General features: G+C 65.4%; 24 protein-coding genes. 16 read left to right on the plus strand and 8 right to left on the minus strand.

What is annotated here, in order from left to right; genetic code table 11:
* Positions 1–54 precede the first annotated feature (54 nt).
* Entirely contained in the window at positions 55–1638 is a 1584-nt protein-coding gene (locus BMI91_RS04115) for a peptide ABC transporter substrate-binding protein (RefSeq protein ID WP_078604460.1), read from the minus strand.
* 460 nt (positions 1639–2098) lie between these two features.
* Here BMI91_RS04115 and BMI91_RS04120 point away from each other — a divergent pair, with 460 nt between their 5' ends.
* The 11 genes from BMI91_RS04120 (at position 2099) to BMI91_RS04170 (ending at position 14588) form a co-directional block, all read left to right on the plus strand.
* Positions 2099–3541, plus strand: coding sequence for an MFS transporter (locus BMI91_RS04120; protein ID WP_078604032.1), 1443 nt, complete (start codon positions 2099–2101; stop codon positions 3539–3541).
* Positions 3542–3706: 165 nt separating this feature from the next.
* Positions 3707–4726 (plus strand): aldo/keto reductase, encoded by a 1020-nt coding sequence (locus BMI91_RS04125; protein ID WP_078604033.1) that lies wholly within the window; start codon positions 3707–3709, stop codon positions 4724–4726.
* A 197-nt stretch (positions 4727–4923) separates the two neighbouring features.
* Positions 4924–5295: a hypothetical protein gene (locus BMI91_RS04130; protein WP_143594974.1), complete on the plus strand. Its 372-nt coding sequence runs from the start codon at positions 4924–4926 to the stop codon at positions 5293–5295.
* Complete coding sequence (locus BMI91_RS04135; RefSeq protein WP_078604034.1) at positions 5292–7502, plus strand: pyrroloquinoline quinone-dependent dehydrogenase; 2211 nt, start codon at positions 5292–5294, stop codon at positions 7500–7502. Before BMI91_RS04130 ends, BMI91_RS04135 begins: the two co-directional genes overlap by 4 nt.
* Positions 7503–7708: 206 nt before the next feature.
* On the plus strand, positions 7709–8218 hold the full coding sequence (locus BMI91_RS04140; protein ID WP_078604035.1) for a 2Fe-2S iron-sulfur cluster-binding protein: 510 nt from the start codon (positions 7709–7711) through the stop codon (positions 8216–8218).
* Positions 8218–9240 carry an FAD binding domain-containing protein gene (locus BMI91_RS04145; RefSeq protein WP_078604036.1) on the plus strand — a complete coding sequence of 341 codons (1023 nt, stop codon included), beginning with the start codon at positions 8218–8220 and terminating at the stop codon, positions 9238–9240. The genes BMI91_RS04140 and BMI91_RS04145 overlap by 1 nt, the downstream gene beginning before the upstream one ends.
* Entirely contained in the window at positions 9237–11432 is a 2196-nt protein-coding gene (locus BMI91_RS04150; RefSeq protein WP_078604037.1) for a xanthine dehydrogenase family protein molybdopterin-binding subunit, read from the plus strand. Before BMI91_RS04145 ends, BMI91_RS04150 begins: the two co-directional genes overlap by 4 nt.
* The gene (locus BMI91_RS04155) at positions 11422–12339 is read left to right on the plus strand and encodes an XdhC family protein (protein WP_158522080.1); all 918 of its coding nucleotides are present in this window, start codon (positions 11422–11424) and stop codon (positions 12337–12339) included. The genes BMI91_RS04150 and BMI91_RS04155 overlap by 11 nt, the downstream gene beginning before the upstream one ends.
* Positions 12340–12342: 3 nt before the next feature.
* Positions 12343–12915 (plus strand): nucleotidyltransferase family protein, encoded by a 573-nt coding sequence (locus tag BMI91_RS04160; RefSeq protein WP_078604039.1) that lies wholly within the window; start codon positions 12343–12345, stop codon positions 12913–12915.
* 46 nt (positions 12916–12961) lie between these two features.
* On the plus strand, positions 12962–13966 hold the full coding sequence (locus tag BMI91_RS04165) for a DNA topoisomerase IB (RefSeq protein ID WP_078604040.1): 1005 nt from the start codon (positions 12962–12964) through the stop codon (positions 13964–13966).
* Positions 13967–14099: 133 nt separating this feature from the next.
* Positions 14100–14588, plus strand: a complete 489-nt coding sequence (locus BMI91_RS04170) for a fasciclin domain-containing protein (RefSeq protein WP_078604041.1) — start codon at positions 14100–14102, stop codon at positions 14586–14588.
* A 145-nt stretch (positions 14589–14733) separates the two neighbouring features.
* On the opposite strand, the gene BMI91_RS04175 is transcribed toward BMI91_RS04170, so the two are convergent.
* Both BMI91_RS04175 and BMI91_RS04180 read right to left on the minus strand, forming a co-directional pair.
* The gene (locus BMI91_RS04175; protein ID WP_078545965.1) at positions 14734–15240 is read right to left on the minus strand and encodes a hypothetical protein; all 507 of its coding nucleotides are present in this window, start codon (positions 15238–15240) and stop codon (positions 14734–14736) included.
* Position 15241: 1 nt separating this feature from the next.
* On the minus strand, positions 15242–16690 hold the full coding sequence (locus BMI91_RS04180) for an alpha,alpha-trehalose-phosphate synthase (UDP-forming) (RefSeq protein ID WP_078604042.1): 1449 nt from the start codon (positions 16688–16690) through the stop codon (positions 15242–15244).
* A gap of 358 nt (positions 16691–17048) precedes the next feature.
* Between BMI91_RS04180 and BMI91_RS04185 the strand changes: the two genes are divergently transcribed.
* Together BMI91_RS04185 and BMI91_RS04190 are read left to right on the plus strand one after the other, a co-directional pair.
* A complete protein-coding gene (locus BMI91_RS04185; RefSeq protein ID WP_078604043.1) occupies positions 17049–18104 on the plus strand; it encodes an AI-2E family transporter in 1056 nt (351 codons plus the stop codon).
* Positions 18105–18137: 33 nt separating this feature from the next.
* Entirely contained in the window at positions 18138–18947 is an 810-nt protein-coding gene (locus BMI91_RS04190) for a hypothetical protein (protein ID WP_078604044.1), read from the plus strand.
* A gap of 36 nt (positions 18948–18983) precedes the next feature.
* Here BMI91_RS04190 and BMI91_RS04195 read toward each other — a convergent pair whose 3' ends face one another.
* The 3 genes from BMI91_RS04195 to BMI91_RS04205 are packed head-to-tail and all read right to left on the minus strand — an operon-like array spanning position 18984 to position 21533.
* Positions 18984–19742: a LamB/YcsF family protein gene (locus BMI91_RS04195; RefSeq protein ID WP_078604045.1), complete on the minus strand. Its 759-nt coding sequence runs from the start codon at positions 19740–19742 to the stop codon at positions 18984–18986.
* Positions 19735–20766, minus strand: coding sequence for a 5-oxoprolinase subunit C family protein (locus tag BMI91_RS04200; RefSeq protein WP_078604046.1), 1032 nt, complete (start codon positions 20764–20766; stop codon positions 19735–19737). The genes BMI91_RS04195 and BMI91_RS04200 overlap by 8 nt, the downstream gene beginning before the upstream one ends.
* Complete coding sequence (locus tag BMI91_RS04205; protein WP_078604047.1) at positions 20763–21533, minus strand: 5-oxoprolinase subunit B family protein; 771 nt, start codon at positions 21531–21533, stop codon at positions 20763–20765. Before BMI91_RS04205 ends, BMI91_RS04200 begins: the two co-directional genes overlap by 4 nt.
* A 135-nt stretch (positions 21534–21668) precedes the next feature.
* On the opposite strand from BMI91_RS04205, the gene BMI91_RS04210 reads away from it, so the two are divergent.
* The 3 genes from BMI91_RS04210 to BMI91_RS04220 all read left to right on the plus strand — a co-directional run bounded on the left by BMI91_RS04210 (position 21669) and on the right by BMI91_RS04220 (position 24550).
* A complete protein-coding gene (locus BMI91_RS04210; RefSeq protein WP_078604048.1) occupies positions 21669–22634 on the plus strand; it encodes a TRAP transporter substrate-binding protein in 966 nt (321 codons plus the stop codon).
* Positions 22635–22720: 86 nt separating this feature from the next.
* Positions 22721–23245 (plus strand): TRAP transporter small permease, encoded by a 525-nt coding sequence (locus BMI91_RS04215; RefSeq protein ID WP_078539870.1) that lies wholly within the window; start codon positions 22721–22723, stop codon positions 23243–23245.
* A 3-nt stretch (positions 23246–23248) separates the two neighbouring features.
* Entirely contained in the window at positions 23249–24550 is a 1302-nt protein-coding gene (locus BMI91_RS04220) for a TRAP transporter large permease (RefSeq protein WP_078604049.1), read from the plus strand.
* Between the two features lie 18 nt (positions 24551–24568).
* Here the strand turns inward: BMI91_RS04220 and BMI91_RS04225 are convergent, their stop codons facing one another.
* Both BMI91_RS04225 and BMI91_RS04230 read right to left on the minus strand, forming a co-directional pair.
* On the minus strand, positions 24569–25078 hold the full coding sequence (locus BMI91_RS04225) for a winged helix DNA-binding protein (protein WP_075776310.1): 510 nt from the start codon (positions 25076–25078) through the stop codon (positions 24569–24571).
* 59 nt (positions 25079–25137) lie between these two features.
* Positions 25138–25941 carry a crotonase/enoyl-CoA hydratase family protein gene (locus BMI91_RS04230; protein ID WP_078604050.1) on the minus strand — a complete coding sequence of 268 codons (804 nt, stop codon included), beginning with the start codon at positions 25939–25941 and terminating at the stop codon, positions 25138–25140.
* Positions 25942–26017 lie beyond the last annotated feature (76 nt).

The following is a 26017-nucleotide window of genomic DNA, read 5'->3' on the forward strand; positions in this document are numbered from 1 at the left end:
GAAATAGGTCGGGCGGGCCGATTGCGCGGCCCGCCCGTTATCGTTTCAGCCGGCTTACTTCGCGACCTTGTACATGTTCTTCGCGTACCAGTTCAGCTGGACGTTATCGAACGGGTAGCCCTTGATCTGCGGGTTCAGCAGCATCGGCAGCGAATAGGCGTAGATCGGCGCAAGGGGCATGTCCTCGGCGAGGATCTTCTCCGCCTTGGTGTAGTCCTCCTGCGGATCGGCCGCCGTCTTCGAGTCCTTCATCAGCTTGTCGTAATCGGCGTTCTTCCACTGACCCGAGTTCTGATCCGACCACGAGGTGTTCACGTCGAGATAGGTCGAGGCCTCGTTGTAGTCGGCACACCAAGCGGTACGCGCCACGTCGAAGTCATGCTGACCGTTGAGCTTGTCGAGATAGACCTTCCACTCGTAGTTCTCGAGGGTCGATTGCACGCCGATCTGCTTCCAGAACTGCTGCACCGCGATCGCGATTTTCTTGTGGTCGGCCGAGGTGTTGTACATGATCCGCAGGTTCAGCGGGTGATCGGGACCGTAGCCAGCTTCCTTCAGAAGCTCCTTGGCTTTGTCCATCCGCTCCTGCTGCGTCATGTCGGCATAAGCGACGTCCGGTGCCTTGAAGTTCGCGGTCGCCCAGTGGGTCCAGGTGTAGGCCGGTTTCTGGCCGCCCTTGAGGATCTTGTCGACGATGATGTCGCGGTTGATCGCATAGGACAGCGCCTTGCGGACCTTCACGTCCTTGAGCGCCTCGGGGCCGTTCGGGCCGACGTTGAAGCGGTAGGCATAGACACAGGAGCGCGGCGGAGCGTGGGCCGCATCCGGGTATTCCTTCTTCAGGCGCGGATATTGACCGGCCGGGGTCTGCACGAAGTCCAATTCGCCCGCCTCGTAGCGCGTCAGCGCCTGGTCGTTATCCTGCATCGGGATGAACTTCAGATCGGTCAGCGTGACGTTCGCGGCGTCGTAATAGGCGTCGTTCTTCGTCAGCTCGATCGAGTTGCCGATCTTCCAGCTTTTCAGCTTGTAGGGACCGTTGACGACCATGTTCTCGGGCTTGGTCCAGTCGGAACCGTATTCCTCGACGACCTTCTGCGGCACCGGGAAGGTCGAGGACAACACAAGCATCTGGCGGAAATAGGGGATCGCGCTGTCGAGCGTCACCTGCAGCGTGTGGTCGTCGAGCGCCTTCACGCCCAGTTCGCTCGGCTTCTTGTCGCCCGCGATCACGTCATGGGCGTTCTTCACCTGCATCAGCTCGATATACCACGAGTATTGCGAGGCGGTCGCCGGATCAGCGAGACGACGCCATGCATAGACGAAGTCCTGCGCGGTGACGGGATCGCCGTTCGACCACTTCTCGTTACGCAGGTGGAACGTGTAGGTCTTCTTGTCGTCGGACACCTCGTAGCTCGTCGCGAGCGCGGGCACGAGTTTACCGTGATCGTCCTGCTGGTAGAGACCTTCGAACATCTGCTGAAGAACGTCGTTGCCGTCCTTCGAGGTGCTCAGATCGGGATCGAGCGTCTTGAGATCGTCCTGCATCCAGTAGGTGAAGGTCTGGTCAGCGGCGAGCTTGGTGCCTTCGGGCACTTTGCTCGACTGAGCGAGAACGGGTGCGGCGCTGCCCAGCATCAGGGCAAAAGCGGAAATCGCGGCAATCGACTTCAAGGGATACCTCCAGTTTTCCGGGGTCCGGTCGCGCGCAACGCAGGGGTGAGCGCGGGGCCCCGATTTTTCGTTGATGGGGCATCAAGGGCAGGATCGGGGTGCGGCGCAAGTCTGACGTCACGGTGCTCACACCCATGTGAGAGCGCATTTCTCGGAGCTCGGCGAAATCTTTCTGAAACTTGCGTGGTGCCCTTGAAATTTGCAACGAACGCCAAGCTCCGTCGCGTGAGCCAAAGCCCCATCCCGGCCCTCCGCGACCGAATCTCTGCGCCCGCGATACATCCGCTTGCGCGCCTTTCTTCCTATGTATTTTGACACATCCAGAAGTTGTTCCGCGCGGGCTCGCCTTCGGGCGTGCTATTGACCAGCCTCGCCCCCCTGCTAGCTACCCTTGGCGTTACAGCCCCGACAGAACGGACCCCGAATGGCCGAGACCGACCAGAAGACCCCACTTTCGCCCGCACGCCGCTGGGCGGCTGCAGCCGTCCTGCTGCTGGCGAATTTCATGAACCTGATCGACATCACGATCGTCAATGTCGCCCTGCCTTCGATGAAGAACGAGCTGGCAGCCCCGCCGAACCTGATCGAGTGGATCGTCGCGGGCTACACCTTCTCTTTCGCGATCCTGCTGCTGCCGGCGGGACGGATGGGCGACCTCTTGGGGCGGCGCAAGCTGTTCGTCTCGGGCATCGCGCTGTTCACCGCCGCCTCGCTGGTCTGCGGCATCGCGCCGGGGATCGGGACGCTGGTGAGCGCGCGCATCGTGCAGGGCGTGGGCGCTGCGATCATGACGCCGCAGACGCTGGCGCTGGTACCGCGCCTGTTCCCGCCGGAGCAACGCGGCGCGGCCTTTGGTCTCTTCGCGCTGACTGCGGGGCTGGCTTCGGTCGCGGGGCCGATCGTGGGCGGGGTGCTGTTGACCGCCGATATCTACGGGCTGGGCTGGCGTCCGATCTTCCTCGTGAACATTCCGCTGGGCATCGCGGCCTTCATCGCGGCGCTGATGCTGGTGCCCAAGGGCGAGGGCAACCGCAAGCTGGGCATCGACAAGGTGGGCATCGCGATCGCCGCCGTGGCAACGCTGGCGCTTCTGTTCCCGCTGGTCGAAGCCCCGTCGATCGGCTGGCAGGTCTGGATGTATCCGATGGTCATCGCCGCCCCGATCCTCGGCTGGGTCTTCATCCGCTGGCAGCGGCATCAGGAAGAACGCAACGCGCCCCAGCTTCTGCCGATGCGGCTGCTGCGCTCGGGCTCCTTCCTGTCGGGCAGCCTTCTGAACGCGGCGCTGTTCACCGCGGTGCCCAGCTATTTCTTCACCATGGCGCTCTATCTTCAGGCGGGCTACGGGCTCACGCCCTTGCAATCGGGGCTGACGACGACGCCCTTCCCGCTGGGCGTTCTGCTGGCCTCGGCCACGACCGGTTGGTTCGGGTCGCGCTGGGTGCGCTGGCGCGTGATGGGCGGCGGCATCCTCATCGCGACGGGCTTCGCAGGGCAGCTCTGGGCGATCTGGACGATGGGCGACACGATCAGCTGGTGGCGCATGGCACCTTGGTTCTTCTTTGGCGGCTTCGGCCTGGGCAACACCGTATCGCCGCTGTTTCAGGTCTCGCTGTCGGCGGCGGATAGCAACGACAGCGGCTCGGCCTCGGGCGCGGTGCAGGCGATCCGGCAGGTCGGCATCTCCTTCGGCATCGCGATCATGGGCGGAATCTTTTTCGGCATGCTGGGCGGCGCGGAGCCGGGCGACCACGAAGCCTATCGCGGCGCGATGATGTCGGCGATCGGCTACGCAATGGTCATCGCGAGCGTGGTGATCCTCACACCGTGGTTCACGCCGATGAAGATCGAGCGCGCCAAAGACTGAGCGGGCGGCGCCCCCGCGCGATCCCCTTCCTTCCTCGCACGCGATGACACGATCGTGCGCCGCAAGTATGACGCGACCCTCGCCCCGAGCGCCGCGCGCCCCATCTACCCAACCCAGAGGGGCCGTCCGAACCTGGCCCCGCAAAAGATGCGAAAGGAGCGATCCATGCGTTACAGACCTCTTGGCCCCAGCGGCCTTCTCGTCTCGGAACTTTGCCTCGGCACGATGACCTTCGGCGGCTCGGAGGGCATGTGGGGCCAGATCGGCCAGCTACGTCAGGATGATGCCGACGGCCTCGTGAAAACTGCGGTGGACGCGGGCATCAACTTCATCGACACCGCGAATGTCTATGCGGGCGGCGAGAGCGAGCGCATCCTCGGCCAGAGCCTGCGCAATCTCGGCATCGCGCGCGACGAGGTGGTCATCGCGACCAAGGTGCTCGGTCCAATGGGCGAAGGCATCAACCAGCGCGGCGCCTCGCGCTATCACATCATGGAGCAGTGCAAGCAGAGCCTCGAGCGGCTGCAGCTCGACCATATCGACCTCTACCAGATCCACGGCTTCGACCCGATGACGCCGATCTCGGAGACGCTGGAGGCGCTGACCACGCTCGTGCAGCACGGCCATGTCCGCTATATCGGCCTGTCGAACTGGGCCGCGTGGCAGGTGATGAAAGCAGTGGGCATCGCCGAGGCGCGCAAGCTCGCCCCGATCCTGTCGCTGCAGGCCTATTACACGATCGCCGGGCGCGATCTGGAGCGCGAAGTGGTGCCGATGCTGCGCGACACCGGCATGGGCCTGATGGTCTGGAGCCCGCTGGCGGGCGGTCTGCTCTCGGGCAAATACGACCGTGACGGCAAGGGCTCCGACGGGCGGCGCGCCAATTTCGACTTCCCGCCGGTCGAGAAGGACCGCGCCCATGACGCGATCGACGCGATGCGCCCGATGGCCGAGAAGCGCGATGCGAGTGTCGCGCAGATCGCGCTGGCATGGCTTCTGCATCAGGAGGTCGTCACCAGCGTCATCGTCGGTGCGAAGCGCAAGGACCAGCTGACCGACAATATCGCCGCGACCGAGATCACGCTCGACGCGGAAGAGCTGGAAACCCTCGACAAGGTCAGCGCCCTGCCCGCCGAATATCCGGGCTGGATGCTGGAGCGTCAGGGCGGCTACCGCCAGCGCTAAGCACGAAGCGAGCCGATCGGCGCGCCCGGGCGGGTGTTGGCTTGGCCAACCCTGCCTTGGCGCGCCTTTTCATGTCTGCGACCGGAGCCGCAATCGATGCGCGCTTACGCTGCGGCCTCAAATCGGTTCACTTTTTCATGGACCTCAAAAGACACAGAGCGCGTTGAGCGGGAAAGCACTTACCAAGGAGAGTTCCTTTGGCACATTCCCGCTCAGCATCACGGCCACGCAGCATCCTGATTGTTCTGGGGGCGTTGATCGGCGCCGCCATCGCGATCTGGAATTACGTCACCCCCCTGACCGGCGTGACCGGCACTTTCGGTGCAGGGCTGGTAATCGCCTCCTCCGTGCTGATCGCACTCGCAGGGATCGTGATTCAGATGACCGAACCCGGAGCGATCCGCACGATCCTGCGCGTCCTCGTCGCGCTCGGCCTGCTGGGAACCGCAGCGGCTGGCTATTTCCTCCATGAATGGTGGCTGATCGCGGCGATGGGCGTCGTGCTGATCGGCCTCATCTACGACATCGCCTCGAGCCGGGGCGCGCGTTCGAAAGGAGCCTACGCATGAACCGCAAGACCGTCTCGCTCGCCTTCGCCCTCGCCTTCTTTGCTGCCGCCGGGTACGCGCAGGACACGACCGCGACCGACAGCACCGCAACCGACAACACGACCCAACCCGCAGCCGATAGCGGCACCGCGACCTCGACCGACAGCAGCTCGACCGATACCGGCAGCACCAGCGACACCGGCAACCAGTCGGACAGCCAGACCAGCACCGATCAGCAGACCGACAATCCGGCGGCCAACGAGGCCACGCCGCCCGGCCCCGACGCCAACGCCGAACAGCCCAAGCCCGTCGCCGATAGCGTCGCCCAGCCGATGATCGCCAGCGGCTCGCGCGAGCGTAACGGCACCCCGCTGGTGCCCGAGCAGCCCGTCTGGAACAGCTTCCACGGCCAGCTTTCCGCACAGAAATATTCGCCGCTGACCCAGATCAATCCCGACAACGTGGGCGATTTGGAGAAGGTCTGGCAGGTCCATACTGGCGACGTCTCGGATGGCTCGGGCGACAAGCCCGCCACCGTCTGGTCAGCCACGCCGATCTTCGCCAATGACACGCTCTATATCGGCACGCCCTTCTACCGCGTGCTGGCGCTCGACCCGGCCACGGGCGAGCAGAAATGGGCCTTCGACACGAAATCGAAGCTGGAGGCGCTGACCCAGCCCGCGCTGAAGAACCGCGGCGTCGCCTATTGGCAGGCCGAGAACCCGGTCGCAGGCAAGGTGTGCCAGAAGATCGTCTATATCGGCACGATGGATGCGCAGCTCTTCGCGCTCGACGCCGATACCGGCAAGCCCTGCACCGATTTCGGCGATAATGGCGTGCTGAACGTGGACAAGTGGAACACGGTCAATGACAGCTTCCCGCTTTCCGTGCTGCAGCCGCCGACGGTTGCGGGCAATCACCTGATCCTCGGCTGGGCCGGTCAGGACTGGGAGTCGGCAGAGGCTCCTCCGGGCGCGGTCTTCTCGGTCGATGCGCAGACCGGGGAGCTGCAATGGTCCTTCGAGACCCTGCCCGAAAACATCCGCCGCAAGACCGGTACCGCGAACGTCTGGACCGCGATGTCCGTCGATCCGGGCCTGAACATGGTCTATCTGCCGGTGGCCTCGCCCTCGCCGAACTATTGGGGCGGCAACCGGACCGAGCAGATCCCCTACGCCACCTCGACCACCGCGCTCGATCTCGACACGGGCAAGGTCGTCTGGTCGCGCCAATGGGTGCACCACGACATCTGGGACTATGACATCAACTCCGCGCCAACGCTGATGGACATCACGGTCGACGGCAAGGAAATCCCGGCGCTTATGCAGGGCACGAAGATGGGCTTCCTGTTCGTCGTGAACCGCGAGACCGGCGAGGATGTCTGGCCGATCGAGGAACGCCCGGTTCCGCAAGGCGACGGCACCGTGAAAGGCGAAGTCTATGCCAAGACCCAGCCCTTCCCGACCAAACCCGCGCCGCTTCTCGATCAGTCGAAGAAGCCAGAGGTCTGGGGCATCGCCGATCTCGTCTCGGGCGGCGCTTGCTCGAAACTGTTCGACAACCTCACCTATGAGGGGATGTATACCCCGCCGACCACCAAGGGCGAAGGCACGCTGGCCTATCCCGACAGTGCGGGTGGCGTGCAATGGGGCGGCGTGGCCTTCGATCCCAACGCGCAGATCGCGGTCGTGAACACGAGCCACATCGTTCAGTACATCAAGCTCTGGGAGCGTCAGGACTACGAGAAGAACGCCGGTGGTTCGGGCAACGAGAACGGCTTCTACCCGCAGAAAGGCGCGCCTTACGGCATGAGCTTGGGCAATGCGCTGAACTCGCTCGGGATGCCGTGCTGGAAACCGCCGTTTGGCGAGCTGGTCGCGATCGACATGCATACCGGCGACGTGAAATGGCGCAAGCCGCTGGGCAGCTCGCAGAAATACGGGTTCTTCATGCCCGAGAGCATGGGCTCGCCCACGATCGGCGGTCCGGCGGTGACCAAGTCGGGGCTGATCTTCATCGGGGCCACGATGGATGCCAAGGCGCGCGCCTATGACATCCAGACCGGCAAGGAGCTGTGGTCTTCGCAGCTCGAAGCTCCGGTCGTCGCGAACCCGGCGATCTACGAGTATAAGGGGCGCGAATACGTGGCCTTCATCTCGGGCGGCAACTCGATCCTGAAGCCCACAGTGGGCGATATGGTGGCCGTCTACGCGCTGCCGGAGAACTGATCGCGGCATGGATCACATCGCAGGGGGCTTGGCACCGACCACGCCCCCTGCCCCGACGCAAGGAGCGTCCGCAAAGCCCTCACCGCAACGTGAGGGTTTTCTCGCAGGAACCGTTCCGCGCGCGCGGTGTTCCCCACTAAGCTGGTTTGAACGTCTGCTTCCCCAGACGGCTGCGCCAAACCTGAATTCCGGACAAGGGGGACCCCATGAAGGTTTCATTTCACGTCAATGGCGAGGCCCGCGCGCTTGACCTCGACCCGCGGGTGACGCTGCTCGACGCACTGCGCGACCATCTCGAACTCACCGGCTCGAAAAAGGGCTGCGATCATGGCCAATGCGGCGCCTGCACGGTGCTCGTCGACGGGCGGCGGGTGAACTCCTGCCTCAGCCTCGCGGTGATGCATGAAGGCTCCGAGATCACCACCATCGAAGGGCTCGGCACGCCCGAAAATCTCAACCCGCTGCAACAGGAATTCGTCTCCTGCGACGGCTACCAGTGCGGCTATTGCACGCCGGGGCAGATCATGTCGGCGACGGGGATGCTGGCCGAAGCCGCCGAAGGCGCGCCCAGCCATGTCAGCGACAGCCTCACCGGAAAGGCCGAGTTGAGCGACGCCGAGATTGCCGAGCGGATGAGCGGCAATCTCTGCCGCTGCTCGGCCTATCCCTTCATCCGCGAGGCCATCTCGCGCGTGGCCGAAGCGGAGGAGAAGTAATGAGACCTTTCGACTATCTTCGCGCAAACGCACTCGATGACGCGGCCTCCAAGGCGGGTGACGGCGCGCAGTTCATCGCGGGCGGGACCAACCTGCTGGACCTGATGAAACTGCAGGTGATGACCCCCGAGACGGTCATCGACATCAACAATATCGACGGGCTGGACAAGATCGAGCCGCATGAAGGCGGGCTGAAGATCGGGGCGCTGGTGCGCAATGCCGATCTCGCCGCCGATCCGCAGGTGCGCCGCGCTTATCCGGTGCTGTCGCGCGCGCTGCTGGCCGGTGCCTCGGGCCAGATCCGCAACAAGGCGACCACGGGCGGCAACCTGCTGCAACGCACCCGCTGCCCCTATTTCTACGACCCGGCGATGGCCTGCAACAAGCGCGACCCCGGTGCGGGTTGTGCCGCCAAGGGCGGTGTCAGCCGGATGCTCGCAATCCTGGGCACCTCGGCCGCCTGCAGTGCCGCGCACCCCTCCGATATGGCGGTAGCGATGCGCGCGCTCGATGCGCAGGTGGAAATCCGTGGCACCGATGGAGCAACCCGCACCGTGGCGATGGACGAACTCTATCAACTGCCCGGCGAGACGCCCGAGATCGAGACCAGCCTGAAGCCGGGCGAGATCATCACCGCCGTGATCCTCCCTGCCCCGCAGCCGAACGCCACGCAGAGCTATCGCAAGATCCGCGACCGGGCGTCTTACGCCTTCGCGCTCGTCTCGGTCGCTGCCGTGGTCGAGATGGAGGGCGAGACGATCAAGCAGGCCTCGCTTGCGTTCGGCGGCATCGGGCCGCGCCCCTGGGCGGATGCGCAGGTCAATGCGATGCTCGAAGGCGAGACCCCGTCGGAGGAGCTGTTCGGCAAGGCCGCCGATACGCTTCTGGCCGAAGCGGTCACCGACGAGGGCAACGATTTCAAACGCGAAATGACCCGCCGCGCGTTGGTCGCGGTGATGCGCGAGGCGACGGGCATGGCCCCGGCCTCGACCGGAACGGACAAGGTGGAGGCGCTGGCATGAGCGACACGTTCACGATGGATGAAGCGCAGCCGCGGCTGCTCGACGAAACCAAACAGGGTCTGGTGGGCGCGCCTCTCGACCGCCCCGAGGGCAAGCTGAAAGTGACCGGCACCGCGACCTATGCGGCCGAATTCAAGCCTGAAGGCATGGTGCATGGCGTGATGCTGCGCGCCACGATCACGCGCGGCAAGGTCACCGGCTTTGATGAGACGGAGGCGAAGAAGCTCCCCGGCTATCTGGGCCTGTTCCACGGCCCGGAATTCGTGCGCAACCCGGCGCAGGGCATGGCAGGCGCCGCGCCGGTGCAGCCCGGCGACCGCGTCGATTATCACGGTCAGCCCATCGGGCTCGTGGTCGCGGAAAGTTTCGAGACCGCGCGCGACGCCGCCGCCCGGATTAAGACCAGCTACGAGCAGAACCCCGGCGCACCGGTCGATCCGGCAGGCGTTGAACTCGAGCTGAACGAGAAGCGCGAAAGCATCCAGGGCGATCTCGACGCCGCGATGGAGAAGGCCGCGCAATCGGTCGATCTCGAATACACCACCGCCGGTCATGTCGCTGCTGCGATGGAGCCACATGCGGGTATCGCCGAGTGGAAGGACGGTCGCCTCGTTCTACATGGCTCGCTGCAAATGGTCCGTTTCAACAAAGAGGAGTTGGCCGATGCGGTTGGCATCGAGTCCGACAAGGTCCACATCCTCGCGCCCTATGTGGGCGGCGGGTTCGGCTCCAAGCTGGGCATTTCCTCCGAGCATGTCGCGGCGGCGCTTGCCGCGCGCGAACTCGACCGTCCGGTGCGTATCGTGCTGAGCCGTCAGACCGTCTTCGATGCCGTGCTGCGCCGCACCGAAACGTGGCAGCGCCTGCGCCTTTCGGCGGACGCGAGCGGCAAGCTGACCGGGATCGGGCACGAGGATCGTGTCTCCAATCTCGAAGAGGAAGCCTTCTCCGAACCGGTCAACGCCGCGAGCCGCTTCATGTATGGTGCGCCCAACCGGGTGATGCGTCAGCACATCTCGCGCAACCACCGCACGCCTACGGGCTCGGTCCGCGCGCCGGGCGAGGCGGTTGGCACCTTCGCGCTGGAAACCGCGATGGATGAGCTGGCCGAGAAGCTGGGCCTCTGCCCGGTGGAACTGCGCCTGCGCAACATTCCCGAAAAGCACCCCGACACCGGTCAGGCCTATTCGGCCCGCGCGCTGGAAGACAGCCTGCGCGAAGGCGCGAAACGCTTCGGCTGGGATCAACGCCCCGAGACCGGAACGCGCCGCGAAGGCGAATGGCTGATCGGCATGGGCGTCGCGGCTGCGGGGCGGGCGAACTTCCTTGTACCCTCGGCGGCGCGCGTGACGCTCAGCGCGGACGGTGCACTGGTCGAGACCGACATGACCGATATCGGCACCGGCAGCTACGCCATCCTCGGCCAGATCGCGGGCGAGATGCTTGGCCTGCCGATCGACAAGGTCTCGGTCCATCTGGCCGATAGCGACCTGCCGGGGGCCTCCGGGTCCGGCGGCTCCTTCGGGGCGTCGTCGTCGGGCTCCTCGGTGTTCCTCGCCGCACGCAAAATCCGCGAGCAGCTTGCAGACAAGCTCGGCTGCAAGTTCGAAGAGTTGAGCCTTGGCAATGGCGAGGTTTCGGGCGGCGGCAAGACCGCGAAACTGGTCGATCTGCTAAGCGATCCGATCAGCGCCGAGGGCAAAATCGAAGGCGGCAAGACCGCCAAGAGCCACTTCTCGGCTGGGTTCGGCGCACATTTCGCCGAAGTCGCGGTAAACGAGGTCTCGGGCGAGGTGCGCGTACGCCGGATGCTCGGCGTGCTCGGCATCGGTCGCGTGCTCAACGAGAAGACCGCGCGCAGCCAGGCCGTAGGCGGCATGGTCTGGGGTGTCGGCTCGGCACTGCACGAGGAGCTTGGCCACGATCCGCGGACCGGCCATATCGTCACGCGCGATCTGGCGAATTATCACGTCCCGTCGCACGCGGATATCCCGCGCGAGATGGAGGTGGTCTTCCTGCCCGAGCGCGATGACGAGGCGAACCCGATCCAGTCCAAAGGCGTGGGGGAGCTTGGCATCTCGGGCGCAGGGGCCGCGGTGATCAACGCGATCCACAATGCGACGGGCGTACGGCTGCGCCACTATCCGGCCACGCCCGACAAAGTTCTCGAGGGGTTTGCCAATGGACGGTAGTCCGCTTCGCCAGCGTGCGCGCGCTGAAACCCGGTTGGGCATGGCGGAAATGCCACTACCCGCGCCGGGACGGCTCGCCGCGCTGGCTATTCTGACACGGATCGAGGGGGCGGGCTATCGCCCCCTCGGTGCTGCGATGAGCCTAGATGATCGGGGCGACATTCGCGGCCATCTCTCAGCGGGTTGCATCGATGCCGATATCGAACACCACCTGAACAAGGTCGCGCAGGACGGCTGCACCCGGCATCTGCGCTATGGCGAGGGCTCGCCCTTCATCGACCTCGTACTGCCCTGTGGCGGGGCGCTCGACATCACGGTGATCCCTGCCCCGCCCGTGGCCGATCAGGAGCGCATGGCCGAAGCGATTGACGCTCGGATGCCTTTGTCGCTGCACCTCTCGGGCACGCAGGGCACCCTGACGCTCGAGCCCCAACCCGAGACCGATCTGAGCCTGCACCTCGTACCCGAGCCGCGTTTCGTGATTTTCGGCACCGGCGTCGAGGCGGAAACCTTTGCGCAGCTCGCCACGGGCGCAGGCTATCAGGCCGATCTCATAATGCCCGATCCCGTGAGCTTGCCCGGCGTGACGAGCCACGAATTCCGGCGCAGCAATCCGCTTGGCGACATCTCGCCCGACCCGCGCATGGCGGCGCTGTTGTTCTTCCACGATCACGACCGGGAAATCCCGATCCTCGCCCAGCTTCTGGAGAGCGACGCGTTCTTCATCGGCGCGCAGGGCAGCCGCCGCACGGCGCGCCAGCGCGCGGTGGCGCTGCGTCGCAAGGGGCTGTCGGAGGCCGCGATTTCGCGGCTGCGCGGTCCGGTCGGCCTGATCGAACAGGCGCGCGAGCCGCGCTTGCTGGCGGTCTCGGTGCTGGCCGAAGTGCTGCAACTCGCGCGGGTCTGAGACTTGGCGCGCAAGATCATGGGCGTGGTCCTGGCGGCAGGCGCGTCGCGGCGCTTCGGCGCGCGGGATAAGCTGGCCGCGCGCGCGGGCGGAGAGGCCGCGCTTGTGCTGCGGTCCGTGAAGACGCTTCGGGGCCTTGGCCTCGCGCGACGCGCTGCGATCACCCGCAGCCCCGGGCTTCCCAAAGAGCTGCGTGGCGCGGGCCTCGACCTTCTCTGCATCGGAGCGGGGCGCGCCCAGAGCGCGAGCCTGCACCGCGCGATCCGCGCTGCTCAAGCCAGTGGCGCGAGCCATCTGCTGATCGTTCTCGGCGATATGCCCGAGGTCTCGCGCGCGCATCTGCGCCAGCTTCTCAAGACACCCGGCCCCCATCCGGCGATGGCCACTTCGGACGGTCGCCTCGCGCCCCCGGCGCTGATCCCGCGCAGGCTGTTCGGTGCGGCTTTGCGGCTGACAGGCGACCGGGGCGCCGGGGCGTTGCTCCGCCGCGCCCCTGACCTGCGACGCGTTGCGCTACCGCCCGGCACGCTCCGCGATATCGACCGGCCTGAAGATCTTCGCAACGCCCCACAATAGGCGCGCGGAACGGGAACTGCGCCGATACGCCCGGCGTTTTCGCTCCATGAAAGACCTGCCCGATCTCGTCTATTATCCCGATGACCGCCCCGGCATCACGCGCAGGCGCTGCGGGCGCGGGTTTTCCTATATGGCCCCTGACGGGACGACCATCGCGCGCGGCACAGAGCGCAAACGGATCGAGGCACTGGCCGTGCCGCCCGCCTATGAAGATGTCTGGATTTGCCCGCGGCGGAACGGCCATCTGCAGGCGACGGGCCGCGACGCACGCGCGCGCAAGCAATACCGCTACCATCCCGACTGGACCGAGTTTCGGTCGCAGCGGAAGTTCAACCGGCTCGCGGAATTCGGCACCGTCCTGCCGCGTCTGCGCCGGTCGATCCTGAGCGATCTGCGCGGCCATGACCCCGGGGATCGGGCCTTCGCGCTGGCCGCAGTCCTCGCCCTGCTAGACCGCGCCGCGATCCGCGTCGGCACTGCCGATTACGCGCGCGAGAACCGCAGCTTCGGCGCGACCACGCTGCGCGGCGCGCATATGACGCTCGACGGCGGTACGCTGCGGCTGGCCTTCACCGGCAAGGGCGGCACGAAGATCGAAAGCGAGCTGCGCGACAGGACGTTGGAGTGCGCGCTGACGCAGCTCGACGATCTGCCCGGGGCCGAATTGATCACCTGGATCGACGAGGATGGCGACCCGCATTCGGTGCGCTCGGACGAGGTGAACGCTTTCCTCGCCGACCGTACCGGCGCCGAGGGGCTGACCGCGAAGACCTTCCGCACGTGGAACGGATCGGCGGCGGCGCTGGAGGCCGCGCTGCGTCAGGCGGATGACGGACGGGTGACAATCAAGGCGATGGCAGAGGCCGCCTCTGAGCGACTGCACAACACGCCCACGATCGCGCGTAATTCCTATATCCACCCTCAGGTGATCGCGCTGACCGAGGCGGAGCCGGAGGCGCTTGTCGTTCTTGCGCAAACTGCGCCTGCGGTCGACGGGCTGCGCAAGGCCGAGGCGCAACTGCTGCATCTTCTCGACGGCGGCATGCGCTGAGCGCGCCACTCACGCTACATCACGTTTAAGCGCGAAATTGCGAGCCGTGCGTGATCCGCATCGCCATATCTCCCGTATCCCCTGCACGATCCAAAACCGGATCTGCCCACGATCCAACACAGGGAGAAAGAGAATGCTGAGAAGAACCTTCATGGCCGCAGTGCTCGCCGGTACCGCACTCGTTTCCGCCCCCGCCCATGCCGACAATCATGGCGGAATGGATATCGTCGACACCGCCGTCAACGCTGGCAGCTTCGAGACGCTCGTGGCCGCCGTGCAGGCCGCCGGTCTGGTCGAGACGCTCAAGGGCGAAGGCCCCTTCACCGTCTTCGCCCCCACGGACGAGGCTTTCGCAGCCCTACCCGAAGGCACCGTCGACGACCTGCTCAAACCCGAGAACAAGGACAAGCTGATCTCGATCCTCACCTATCACGTCGTGCCCGGCAAAGTGATGTCCGGCGATCTGAGCGACGGGATGATGGCCAAGACGGTGCAGGGCTCGGAAGTCATGGTGAAAACCGACCCCGCCGTGATGGTCGATGAAGCCAGCGTGACCCAGGCCGATATCGAAGCCAGCAACGGCGTGATCCACGTGATCGACAAGGTGATCATGCCCGAGTGATGGGCTTATGTGAAAAGCCCCAGTGACGGGGAGGTCTGTCGGAAGGTCCCCCTCACGGCAGACCGCTCCCGGACCGTTCGCGCAGCTTCGGATGCGCGGGCGGTTTATTCTTTGAGGTGCCCACGGGGCCGCAGGTCGGGGTCGGTCAGGCGTAAGCGCTCAGAAGGGTGCCGCTCCCGCTCGGATCGCCACCGCCGGGTACGATCTCGCTTTGGCTCGGCAGGTCCTCCTCGTGAATGACCGGCGCATCGGTCATCCGCGACAGGTTCTGCGCGATCGCCTCGATTGCGCTGTGGCACGCGTGATCTCCATTGTGCTTGGGCACGAAAATCCGCGTCAGATTGTGCGCCTGCATGATGTAAGACAGCACATGCGCGATCGAACCATGCTCCTCGGGATCGGACAGCGCCCCATCTTCATAGGTCAGGAAAGACGCACAGATCGGCGTCGCGCCACAGGCACCGAGCCGGGCGATCAACTCGCCACGCCCGCCGCCTTCCTGAGACAGGCAAACGATATGGGCACGGTCGCCCTTGAGAGCTTCGATGAACGCCCCATGGCAATCGAGATCGCAATTTCCGGGGTGGAGCATCAGAACGAGCGCGCCCTCCTCCGACGCGGTCGGCTCCATATTTCGTGACATCATGGTCATATCAGACCTCCTCCTTTGAAATAGAGCGATGCGCGCCGGGGTCGAATTCCCGGCCCTCTTCGCCGCGGAGCCATTCGGCGGCGCGTCCGGTAATGCGCAAAGCGGGTGTGCAGGCGGCGAGCTGATCGAGGAAGCTGCGCGCCCAAGCACCGGTATCGGTCGCGTGGACGACTTCCATGCAGGCGGCGTGGCGCGCGCGGCGTTCCTTCAACGGCATCGTCAGAGCGCGACGGATCGCGGTGGCGGTCTCGTCGACGTCGTGCGGGTTGACCAGCAGGGCCTCGGTCATGTCCTCGGCGGCGCCCGCAAAGCGCGACAGCACCAGCACGCCCGGATCGTCCGGATCCTGCGCTGCGACATATTCCTTCGCCACGAGGTTCATCCCATCGGCAAGCGGGGTCACAAGTGCCGCCCGTGCGCCGCGCAGCAGCCCCGCGATCTCTTCGCGCGGGACCGGGCGGTGCAGGAAACGGATCGGCGCCCAATGGACCTCGCCGAAGCGCCCGTTCACCTGACCCGCGATCTGCTGCAGATCGGCGGTGATCTCCTGATAGGCCCGCACGCTTTCGCGCGAGGGTGGCGCGATCTGCACCAGCGAGGCGCGCGGCCCCGTGTCGTAGGTCTCCAGATAGCGCTCGAACGCGCGGAAGCGTTGCGGCAAGCCCTTGGAGTAGTCGAGCCGGTCAACGCCGATGACATAGGCGTCTCCGAACAATTCGTGCGCGGGCGGCGGCGCGCAGTCCTGCGCCGCCCGGGCGAAGCTCTCAGCTGAAATGCCAATCGGGAAAGACCGGACGGACACCTCCTGCGCGCCGAATTTGATCGCGCCGTTGGGCAGCATTTCTGCCCGTGGATCGGCGCGGAACATCTCGAGGCATCGCGCCACGTCGGCCCGCGTCTGCAGGCCGACCAGGTCGTAATGCGCCAGCCACCGCGCGAAGGCGGGCGGGTCGGGCAACACATCGAGATCGGTGATGTTGGGGAAAGGAATATGCAGGAAGAAGCCGATGCGGTTGGTCACACCCAACCTGCGCAGCTCCTCCGCCAGCGGGAAGAAATGGTAGTCGTGAATCCAGATGTGATCCTCGGGCGAGATCACCTCGGCCATCTGCTCCGCGATCCGACGGTTCACGCGCAGGTAGCCCTCGTCGAAGCTGCGATTGATCTCGACCAGATCGGTGCGGTGATGCGCGATCGGCCAGAGCACGGAATTCGCGAAGCCGAGGTAATAGGCCGCGCGGTCTTCCTCGGTCAGACGGAAGGCGAGCTTGTCATATTGCGTCCCGCCCATATCGATGAGTGCGGGCTCTTCCGGGCCCGTCTCGGGATGCGCACCGATCCAGATGCCGCCTTTCTCGCGCAGCGCCTCGTGGAGCGCCACCACGAGCCCGCCCGAGGGCGTGGCCTCGGAAGGGATACGGTTGGAGACGACGATGAGGCGGGCGGACATGGCGAAAGAGACCTCCGAAATTGGGCGGCTGAATGAATTTGTCCCTGTTGGGATGTTTCGCCCGAGCAACTCCTCCTTACGCATGGCAGTTCCTCTCTCTGAGGGCGAAAACAGCCTCTCAGCCGAAAAAAGTTCATATCTTTAACATAAGACAATCACCGGCTCACCGGGATGCATTTTTTTACACATTTTCAAGCCCTTCCGCGATGTTTTGTGACATTTCTCCCAGCTCGCGCGCATGCGGCGCCGGACACATGGCGGGTGACAATTTCTCCGCCGCGACGCGCTTTGGGTACGGAACCACGGCGCGGGCGACAGGTTGGCCTGTCACACGACACAAGCCGCGACGGAGAGCACCATGTCAGACCCCGGACCGCATCGCGCCGACCACGCGGACCCCAAGCCGGCCGGAATGCGCGCGAAGGCCTCGCGCGAGCGGATTGCCTTCTGGCTGCCGATCGCGATCTCTGCGCTTCTGGTGCTGATCGCGCCCGATATTCTGCTGCTGGTCTTCGCGGGGCTTCTCGTCGCGGTCTTCCTGCGGATGGGCGGCAACGCCATCGCGCGCAGGCTGCATATCCGCGAAGGCTGGGGGCTCGCGCTCTATTCGATCATCTTGGTCTGCCTCGCGGTTCTGTTCTTTCTCTATGCCGCGCAGGGCCTGTCCGATCAGCTCGACCAGCTGACGACCGCCCTGCCCAAGGCGCTGAAACAGGTGCAGGACTTTATCGACTCGCATGGCTGGCTGCATTCGATCACGCGTTCGATCGACCTCGGCTCGATCGCCCCGTCGAGCAAGGGGGCCGCCACGACCGTGATGATGTCGATCGGCGTGATCGGGAACGCGATGCTGATCCTGTTCATCGGTGTGTATGGCGCGGTGGAGCCGCAGCTCTATCGGCGCGGGATCGCCGCACTCTTCCCCTCTTCCAAGCGTGACTGGGTCGTCGCGAGCTTCGCGACCGGCTGGGCGGCGCTGTCGGGCTGGCTGTTTGCGCAGCTGATCTCAATGACGGTGATCGGCCTACTGACCTTTGTCGGGCTGTGGCTGCTGAACGTGCCGCTGGCGGCGATCCTTGCGATCCTTGCAGGACTTCTGACCTTCATTCCGAATATCGGCCCGGTCCTGTCGGCGATCCCCGCCCTCGCGATGGGCCTGACGGTCAGCCCGATGACGATGCTTTGGGTCGTTGTCCTCTACCTCGCGGTGCAGGCGCTCGAGAGCAACCTGATCACGCCGCAGATTCAGGAAAAGGCGATGTCGCTGCCCCCTGCCCTCATCATCGCCTTCCAGCTTTTGATGGGGAGCTTCTTCGGTCTTCTCGGCCTTGCGCTCGCGACCCCGCTGCTGGCCGTTCTGATGATGATGACACGGCGCCACTACTTGCCGCTGATCAGGCCCGAGACCGCCTGACCGCACGCCCCTTTCCAACTTTCGGAGCCTCCCGTGACCATTTTCCTGATCTTCCTCGGCGCCGCCATCGTTGCGATCTCACTTTGGGACATTCTGCTCTGCGCGCTTGGTGCGGGCCAGTCCGGGGCAATCTCGCTGGCCGTCGCGCGGTTTGGCTTCAAGCGCATCCGGAGCTTCGGGCACACGCGGATCGCGCATCGCATCTGCGGCCCGGTGACGATGGCATGGCTCGGCGGCGTCTGGATCATCATGGTCGCGTTCGGCTGGAGCCTGATCTTCTTCGCCACGACCCGGTCTCTGGAGACGACCAAGGGGCTCCCCGCGGCGAGCTTCGGTGACAGCCTCTCTTATGCGGGGCATCTGCTCTCGACGCTGGGTGGGGGCTACGCGACGCCCGCAGGCACCGGCTGGTCGCTGATCTCGGTCATCACAGGGGTAACAGGGATGCTGGTGCTGACGCTCGCGGTGAGCTTCGTTTTCTCCACCACGCAGGCGGCGGCGCAGGGCCGTGCGGTGATGGCGCTGGCCGAGGTCTTCCCGCCCGGCTCCGACGAGTTCACCGGGCAGTTCCTGCCGCAATTATCAAGCTACGTGGCGCAGGTGAAATCCATCCCCTTCGCGCTGTTCTACAGCACCGCGAGACCCGAGCGCCGCCTGCCGCGCGGCATCTATCGGCTTTGGCACGACGACCGGCTCACCGAGGATCAGCGCCGCGCACTGCGGATCGTCCTGCATGAATTTCCCGGGCTCGAAGGCGTCCCGCCCGAGCAGTTCGACGACACGCTCCTGCATTGGGCGAAGCGCCACGATCTGTGTCCACAGGACATGACGCGCCGCGCGTGATGCGGTGCGTACAGATGATCTGACGGCAAACGCGGCTTAGCCGAAGGGCGCGATCTCGAACCCGGCGCCGGTCAAATGCCCGCGCAGCGCACGCGCCATCGCAAGCGCCTCCGCCCCGTCGCCATGCAGGCAGACCGTGTCGATCTTGCAGGGGATTTCCTTGCCGGACGCGGTCACGATCGCACCTTTGCGCAGCATCGTCTCGATCCGCGCGCCGACCTCTTCGGCGTCGTGCAGAACCGCACCAGCTTTCGAGCGCGCCACCAGCGAGGCGTCGTCCTCATAGGCGCGATCGGCGAAAATCTCGCCCGCCCAATTGGCCTGCAAGTCGCGCGCGACCTGCTCCATCGCGGTTTGCGGCAGCACGACGAGGATGATGTCGGGCTGCACCTTCAGCGCCGCTGCATAGCAGGCGCGGGCGATCTCGGCATTCTCCGAGGCCATGTTCGACAGCGCCCCGTGCAGCTTGAAATGCCGCACCGCGCCGCCCGCCGCGCGGGCCATCGCCTGCGCCGCGCCCAGTTGATAGGTCACCAGATTGGTCAGTTCCTCGGCGCTGAGGTTAAGGCGACGACGCCCAAAGCCCTGCAGATCGGCAAAGCCCGGATGCGCGCCGATGCCGACGTCATTGGCCACCGCCGCGCGCATCGTCTGCGCCATCACATCCGGATCGCCCGCGTGGAACCCGCAGGCGACATTGGCCGAGGAGATCACCTCCATCAGCGCCGCGTCGTTGCCCATGACCCACGGGCCGAAGCTTTCGCCGATATCGGCGTTCAGGTCGATCTTAGCCATTCTCTTCCTCCAACTCGCGCCCTACCGTCACGCCACTGATCAATTGGTAGCCGAGCAGGTCATGGATGTCGTGCGGATCGCGGATCAGCGGGCGCAGCTTGGCGCGTTGCGCCTGCAGTTGCGTCTCCCAGCGCGGCGCCAGCGCGTCGGCCTCGTCCAACGTCACGGCTTTGAACCGCAGCTTCGTCCCCGGCGCGGCCTGGGCTACGCGCGGCAGATCGCAGGGCAGCACGGTGCCAATCCGAGGATAGCCGCCGATGGTCTGGCATTCGGCGAGCAGCACATAGGGCGTGCCCGCCCCGGTCATCTGGATATCGCCCTCGAAGATCACGTCCGAGGCGAGCCCCTCGGCCTTGTCCGAGGTCAACGCCGGCGCATCGCTTTCGAGCGCCACGCCCTGACGATTGCCCTGCCGTGCGCGGGTGAATTCGGTCGTGGTGAGCCGCGCGAAGGTATCCTCGTCGAACAGGCCCGTCTGCGGCCCCGGGATGATCCGCAGCGTGCCACCCGAGAAACGGTCGTCCTGTGTGAGAACCATCGCGGGCGCGTCAGGCTCGGGGTCCACGCCCAGCGGCAGGCGCGCACCTGATTCCAGCGCCGACCCGATCCCGGCGGCGAGATGCGCCGAGCGGCTGCCCAGCACTACGGGTGTCTCGATCCCGCCCGCGAAGGTGAGATAGCCGAACATGCCTGTACGCGCGGCACCGATCGACAGCACCTCGCCCGGTTCCATTCTGTGGCTCGCGCCCCAGCGCAGGGGGCGTCCGTCAAGCTCCGCCTGCATCGGCGCCCCGGTCAGCGCGATCCGCGTCGGGGCGGTGACCTCGAACCGCCCGCCGCTCACCGCCATTTCCAGCGCAGAAAGCGGGCTGCGCGATCCCAGTAGCGCCGCCGCCTCGACCAGTGCCAGCGGATCGACTGCACCACCGCGCGAGATGCCTTGCGCCATGCGTCCGGGGCGGCCCATGTCTTGCACGCTCACGCTTGGCCCAAGGGCGCGCAGGATCACTGATCCGCCGCTCATGACCGCACCTCGCAGCGCGCGCCGCCCATCGGATCGCCCGCTTTCAAAAGCGCGTCCATCTCGGTGCCGGAGACCGGCGCGAGGCGAACCTCGTCGCCCGCATGCAGCGGCACCGGGTCGGATTGGTCGGGGCGGAATACGTCGAAGGCGGTCCGCGCGATCTGGTGCCAGCCGGTGGGCGAGGCATTCGCGAACAGAACGAGCTGGCGCACCGCCACGCAGAGCGCGCCTTTCGGAACGCGCGGGTTCAGTTCGGAGCGGCGCGCGAGATTCCAATGCTCGGGCAGCAGGCCGAGATAGGGCTGACCGGGCGCGAAGCCGATGGCGAGGACACTCAGCGGGGTCGCGGTGATCTCGTCGATCGCCGCCTGAGGGGAAAGACCCGCAAGCTTCGCCGCCCCTTCCAGATCGGGGCCGTGGTCGCCCCCGAACGCCACGGGCAGATGCCAGACACGCTGCGCGGGATGCGGCGCCGCACTTTGCCAATCGGCCTCGGACAGCAGGGTCTCCAACCGCTGAGCCATCTCGGTCCGCGTCACGGCCTCCGGATCGAAGCGCAGCAGAACCGATACGAGGCTCGGGACGATCTCGCGCACCCCCGGCAAATCGCTTTCCGTCACGCGCTGATGAAAGCTCTGCGCTGCCGCTATCGCGGTGGGCTCGGCAACCAGCGCGAACCGCACGAGCAGCCCGTTCCCGCCAGCCGGCAAAATCTGCGGCCGATGCGCTTGGGCCGTTCCGGGCCGCAATGCTTCTTCGAGCGTCATGTCAGGGCATCTCCACTGGCTCAGACCGCGATTTAAAAAGTTATCGTTGACTTTGATTTCATTTTACTGACAATTTGTCAACGTTATGAAAAGGAGGCGGACACGAATTCCGCCGCGACCCGACAGGAGAGAGATATGATCAGATTTGCTGCAAGCTTCGCGGTTGCGCTGGGGCTGGGCACGGCCGTTCAGGCGCAGAGCTGGGACATGCCGACGCCTTATGGCGACACCACCTTCCACACCGTGAACATCCGCGATTTCGCCGAGGACGTGTCGAAAGCGACCGACGGCAAGCTGGAGATCAAGGTCCATTCCGCGGGCTCGCTGTTCCCGCATTCCGAGATCAAGAATGCCGTGCGTTCGGGTCAGGTACCGCTCGGGGAATTCTTCCTCTCGACGCTCTCGAACGAGGATCTGGCTTTCGGCGTCGACAGCCAGCCCTTCCTCGCCACCAGCTACGATCAGGCCGAAAAGCTGTGGGAGGCGCAGAAGCCCGTCATCACCAAACTTCTCGACAAGCAAGGCCTGATGCCGCTGTTCTCGGTGCCGTGGCCGGCGCAGGGGCTTTATACCAATGGCGAGATCAAATCCGTAGACGACCTCGCGGGGCTGCGCTTCCGTGCCTATAACCCGGCGCTGGAAGAGTTTGCGACGCTCGCCAAAGCGGCGCCCGTGCAGGTCGAAGCGGTCGACATTCCGCAGGCCTTCTCGACCGGTCAGCTGCAGGCGATGATCACCTCGCCCTCGACCGGTGCGAATTCCAAGGCGTGGGACTTCGTCGACACCTACACCAAGATCGACGCCTGGCTGCCCAAGAACATCGTCGTGGTGAACAAGCGCGCCTTCGACCGCCTGAGCGAAGACGAGCAGAAGGCCGTGATGGATGCCGCCGCCACCGCGCAGACCCGCGGTTGGGAAATGTCGCAGAAAGAGGCCGCCGAGAAGACCGCCGTGATGAAGGAAAACGGTATGGCGATCGTGGATCCGAGCCCCGAGCTGGAAGAAGGGCTGAAGAAGATTGGCGACGAGATGCTGGCGAGCTGGAAAGAGAAAGCCAGCCCCGACGCGCTTGAGGTTCTCAAGACCTATCAGGGCAACTGAGCCCGCCCGATCCGGCCCTTCCGCGTCCCGCGCGGGAGGGCCTTTTTCGATGCTCATCCCCATTTCAAGCGTTCGGAGCTTTCGCCATGCGTCGCCTGCTCGATCAGGTCTATCTTCTGTCCGGAGGGATCGCGGCCGTCTCGATCCTCGCGATCTGCCTGCTGGTCACGGCACAGGTCGGGCTGAACGTGCTCGCCCGTCTGGGCGGGCCCGCCCTCTCCTACACGATCCCGTCCTATGCCGATTTCGCGGGCTACTTCCTCGCGACGGCAAGCTTCATGGCGCTGGCCCATACGCTGCGCCACGGCAGCCATATCCGCGTCAATCTCGTGCTGACCCGCCTGCCCGCGCGCGGCCAATGGGTGGCCGAGATCGTGGCGCTCGCGCTTGGCTTCGTGGCCAGCGTCTACGCTGTGTGGTTCGCGACCTCGCTGATGCTCGAGAGCCTGCATTACGGCGATATGTCCACCGGCATCGTCGCGATCCCGATCTGGATCCCGCAATGCACGATGGTGGTGGGGCTGGGTCTTCTGGCGCTCGCCTTCCTCGACACGCTGATCGAGAGCATCCGCGCCAAGCGCCCCGTGCTCGTCGATGATGTTTCGGAGTAAACCATGTCCGATCCAATGACCTTCGCAATTCTTCTGGGCCTGCTTCTCGTGCTTCTTGCGGGCGGCGTCTGGGTGGCGCTGTCGCTCTTGATCGTGGCGCTGGCGGGGCTGGCCTTCTTCTCCGGCGCGCCGACCGGGCTGGTGATGGCGACCACGCTTTGGGGCCACAGCCATAGCTGGCCGCTGGCCGCGCTGCCCCTGTTCATCCTGATGGGAGAAATCCTGCTCCGCTCACGGCTGTCCGAGGATATGTTCTCCGGCCTCGCCCCGTGGCTTGGGCGCGCGCCGGGCCGCTTGCTGCATGTGAACGTGCTGGGCTGCGCGATCTTCGCCGCCGTTTCGGGCTCGTCGGCGGCAACAGCAGCCACGATCGGGCGGATGTCGGTGCCCGAGCTCACCCGCCGCGGCTATCCCGAGAGCCTGATCCTCGGCACGCTGGCGGGCTCGGCCACGCTGGGCTTCCTGATCCCGCCCTCGGTGATCCTGATCGTCTATGGCGTCGCGACCGAGCAATCCATCGCGCGGCTCTTCATCGCGGGCATCCTGCCGGGGCTGATGCTGGTGAGCATGTTCGGCGGCTATGTCGCGCTGCGGGCGTGGATGAACCCTGCGTCGATCCCGCGCGAGGACATCACCCTGAACCTGCGCGAGAAGCTGCGGGCCTCGCGTCGCCTGATCCCGATCGTGGTTCTGATCGGCGGCGTGATCGGTTCGATCTATACCGGCGTCGCCTCGCCCACCGATGCGGCGGCCGTGGGCGTGGTCTTCTCGGTGATCCTTGCGATGGCGACGGGCAGCTTCCGCTGGCGCGACTTCAAGGAGGCGCTGTTCTCGGCCACCCGCACCAGCGCGATGATCGCCTTCATCCTGCTGGCGGCCTCGGTGCTGTCGGTCTCGATGGGGTTCACCGGCATCCCGCGCAACCTCGCGGCGTGGATCGGCACGTTCGGGCTGTCGCCGATGACGCTTCTAGCGGTGCTGACGGTGTTCTTCATCCTGCTGGGCTGCTTCCTCGACGGGATCTCGGTTGTGGTGCTCACCACCTCGATCATCCTGCCGATGGTGGAGGCCGCCGGGATCGACCCGCTGTGGTTCGGCATCTACCTCGTGCTGGTCGTCGAGATGAGCCAGATCACCCCGCCCGTGGGCTTCAACCTCTTCGTGATCCAGGGGCTGACCGGCTACAACATCCTCAAGGTCGCCCGCGCGGCATTGCCCTTCTTCGGGCTGCTGTTGCTGGCGGTGCTGCTGATCACGCTGGTGCCGGGGATCGTGACCTACCTGCCCTCGCTGATGGGCAACTGACCGAACCGACGCGCGGCCTCAGAGCGAGGAGGCCGCGCGGCTCGCCTGATCGTAATAGCCCGACAGCACGCGCAGGGCCGAGGCGATCTCACGCAGATCCTCGCCCGCCATGCCGCCTTTCTGGATCGGCTCGAGCAGGCATTCCTCGCGCACTTTGCGATAGCGTTCGCACAGCTCGCGCCCGCTTTCCGAGGTGCGGTAGAACACTTCCTTGCCGCGCTTCTCGGAGTCCAGCAGCCCCAGCTTCAACAGCTTGCGCAGCGCATAATTGACCGTATGCGTGTCCTCGATATTGAGCAGGAAGGTGATGTCGTTGAGCCGCTTTTCGCGGTCGCGGTGATTGGTGTTGTGCAGCACGAGGATTTCGAGCGGCGACAGCTCCATCCCCGAAGCCGCCATGCAGCGCTGCATCCATCGCGCGAAGGAGTTGTAGGCGATGATCATCCCGTATTCGAATTCCGAGGCTTCCCAGCCCGGCCCTTCGGCCAGATGGCGGGATGAGACGATGCGGCGTTCTCCTGCGGGCATGAGCGGCGCTCTCCTTTCGTGCGTTTACGCCCTCACCTTATAGACATTTCGCTGACATTCTATCCTTGAGAGAAATTCGGCGCGCGCTTTTGCAGGTTCGCCATCACCATTTCCATCTGCGCGGGACCGCCGATGATCTCGGCCTGCAGCTCGGCTTCCAGCGCCAACCCGTCGCCGGGCGGCATCGTCCATGCCTGCTCCACCAGCGCCTTGCTCGCCGCCAGCGCCTCGGGGGAGCGCAGGGTGAATTCGGTGGCCATGTCGCGCGCCGCCTGCAGAGGGCTCTCGGCCACGCGCGTGATCAGCCCCAGCCGCTGCGCCTCACCGGCCTCCAGCACCCGGCCCGTCATCATCAGCTCTTTCGCGATATCCGCGCGGACTAATTTCGGCAGGCTCTGCGAGATGCCCATATCGGGGATCAGCCCCCATTTCGCTTCCATGATCGACAGCCGCGCATCCGGCGCCGCGATCCGGAAATCCGCGCCCAGAGCCAGCTGCATCCCCGCCCCGAAGGCCACCCCCTCGATCGCGGCGATTACCGGCACGGGCAGCTGCGCCCACCGCGTCACCGGGCGCTGAAATCGGTTCGCACCCTGCGCATCGCGTTCGGCCATCTGCGCCTTCACCCCCGCCAGATCGGCCGCGAAGCTTTGCATCACACTCAGGTCCAGCCCGGCCGAGAAACAGCCGCCCGCGCCGGCCACGATCACCGCGCGCAGGCCTTTTTTCTGCGACAGGTTCTGTGCCGCGTCAGCCAGCGCGTCGAACATCTCCAAGGTCCAGGCGTTCTTCTTTTCGGGGCGATTGAGGGTCACCTCCGCCACGCCTTGCGCGCTTACCGAAATCTGCACCGGGTCGGCCATGTCCATCCTCCTCGCTTGGCTTTGCGCACTATGCAGACCCGCCGCCCCCTCGCAAAGCGGAACGCGGGGTCATAAG

The sequence above is a fragment of the Thioclava sediminum genome (genome assembly GCF_002020355.1).
GTDB classification, from domain to species: Bacteria; Pseudomonadota; Alphaproteobacteria; order Rhodobacterales; family Rhodobacteraceae; genus Thioclava; species Thioclava sediminum.

Bases quoted from the DNA above. Each gene is read 5' to 3' on its own strand.
- BMI91_RS04150 (WP_078604037.1), top strand. From the start codon at position 9,237: ATGAGCGACACGTTCACGATGGATGAAGCGCAGCCGCGGCTGCTCGAC.
- BMI91_RS04185 (WP_078604043.1), top strand. From the start codon at position 17,049: ATGTCAGACCCCGGACCGCATCGCGCCGACCACGCGGACCCCAAGCCG.
- BMI91_RS04120 (WP_078604032.1), top strand. From the start codon at position 2,099: ATGGCCGAGACCGACCAGAAGACCCCACTTTCGCCCGCACGCCGCTGG.
- BMI91_RS04210 (WP_078604048.1), top strand. From the start codon at position 21,669: ATGATCAGATTTGCTGCAAGCTTCGCGGTTGCGCTGGGGCTGGGCACG.
- BMI91_RS04180 (WP_078604042.1), bottom strand. From the start codon at position 16,690: ATGTCCGCCCGCCTCATCGTCGTCTCCAACCGTATCCCTTCCGAGGCC.
- BMI91_RS04215 (WP_078539870.1), top strand. From the start codon at position 22,721: ATGCGTCGCCTGCTCGATCAGGTCTATCTTCTGTCCGGAGGGATCGCG.
- BMI91_RS04220 (WP_078604049.1), top strand. From the start codon at position 23,249: ATGTCCGATCCAATGACCTTCGCAATTCTTCTGGGCCTGCTTCTCGTG.
- BMI91_RS04155 (WP_158522080.1), top strand. From the start codon at position 11,422: ATGGACGGTAGTCCGCTTCGCCAGCGTGCGCGCGCTGAAACCCGGTTG.
- BMI91_RS04225 (WP_075776310.1), bottom strand. From the start codon at position 25,078: ATGCCCGCAGGAGAACGCCGCATCGTCTCATCCCGCCATCTGGCCGAA.
- BMI91_RS04115 (WP_078604460.1), bottom strand. From the start codon at position 1,638: ATGCTGGGCAGCGCCGCACCCGTTCTCGCTCAGTCGAGCAAAGTGCCC.
- BMI91_RS04135 (WP_078604034.1), top strand. From the start codon at position 5,292: ATGAACCGCAAGACCGTCTCGCTCGCCTTCGCCCTCGCCTTCTTTGCT.
- BMI91_RS04205 (WP_078604047.1), bottom strand. From the start codon at position 21,533: ATGACGCTCGAAGAAGCATTGCGGCCCGGAACGGCCCAAGCGCATCGG.
- BMI91_RS04195 (WP_078604045.1), bottom strand. From the start codon at position 19,742: ATGGCTAAGATCGACCTGAACGCCGATATCGGCGAAAGCTTCGGCCCG.
- BMI91_RS04200 (WP_078604046.1), bottom strand. From the start codon at position 20,766: ATGAGCGGCGGATCAGTGATCCTGCGCGCCCTTGGGCCAAGCGTGAGC.
- BMI91_RS04230 (WP_078604050.1), bottom strand. From the start codon at position 25,941: ATGGCCGACCCGGTGCAGATTTCGGTAAGCGCGCAAGGCGTGGCGGAG.
- BMI91_RS04140 (WP_078604035.1), top strand. From the start codon at position 7,709: ATGAAGGTTTCATTTCACGTCAATGGCGAGGCCCGCGCGCTTGACCTC.
- BMI91_RS04170 (WP_078604041.1), top strand. From the start codon at position 14,100: ATGCTGAGAAGAACCTTCATGGCCGCAGTGCTCGCCGGTACCGCACTC.
- BMI91_RS04145 (WP_078604036.1), top strand. From the start codon at position 8,218: ATGAGACCTTTCGACTATCTTCGCGCAAACGCACTCGATGACGCGGCC.
- BMI91_RS04125 (WP_078604033.1), top strand. From the start codon at position 3,707: ATGCGTTACAGACCTCTTGGCCCCAGCGGCCTTCTCGTCTCGGAACTT.
- BMI91_RS04175 (WP_078545965.1), bottom strand. From the start codon at position 15,240: ATGACCATGATGTCACGAAATATGGAGCCGACCGCGTCGGAGGAGGGC.
- BMI91_RS04165 (WP_078604040.1), top strand. From the start codon at position 12,962: ATGAAAGACCTGCCCGATCTCGTCTATTATCCCGATGACCGCCCCGGC.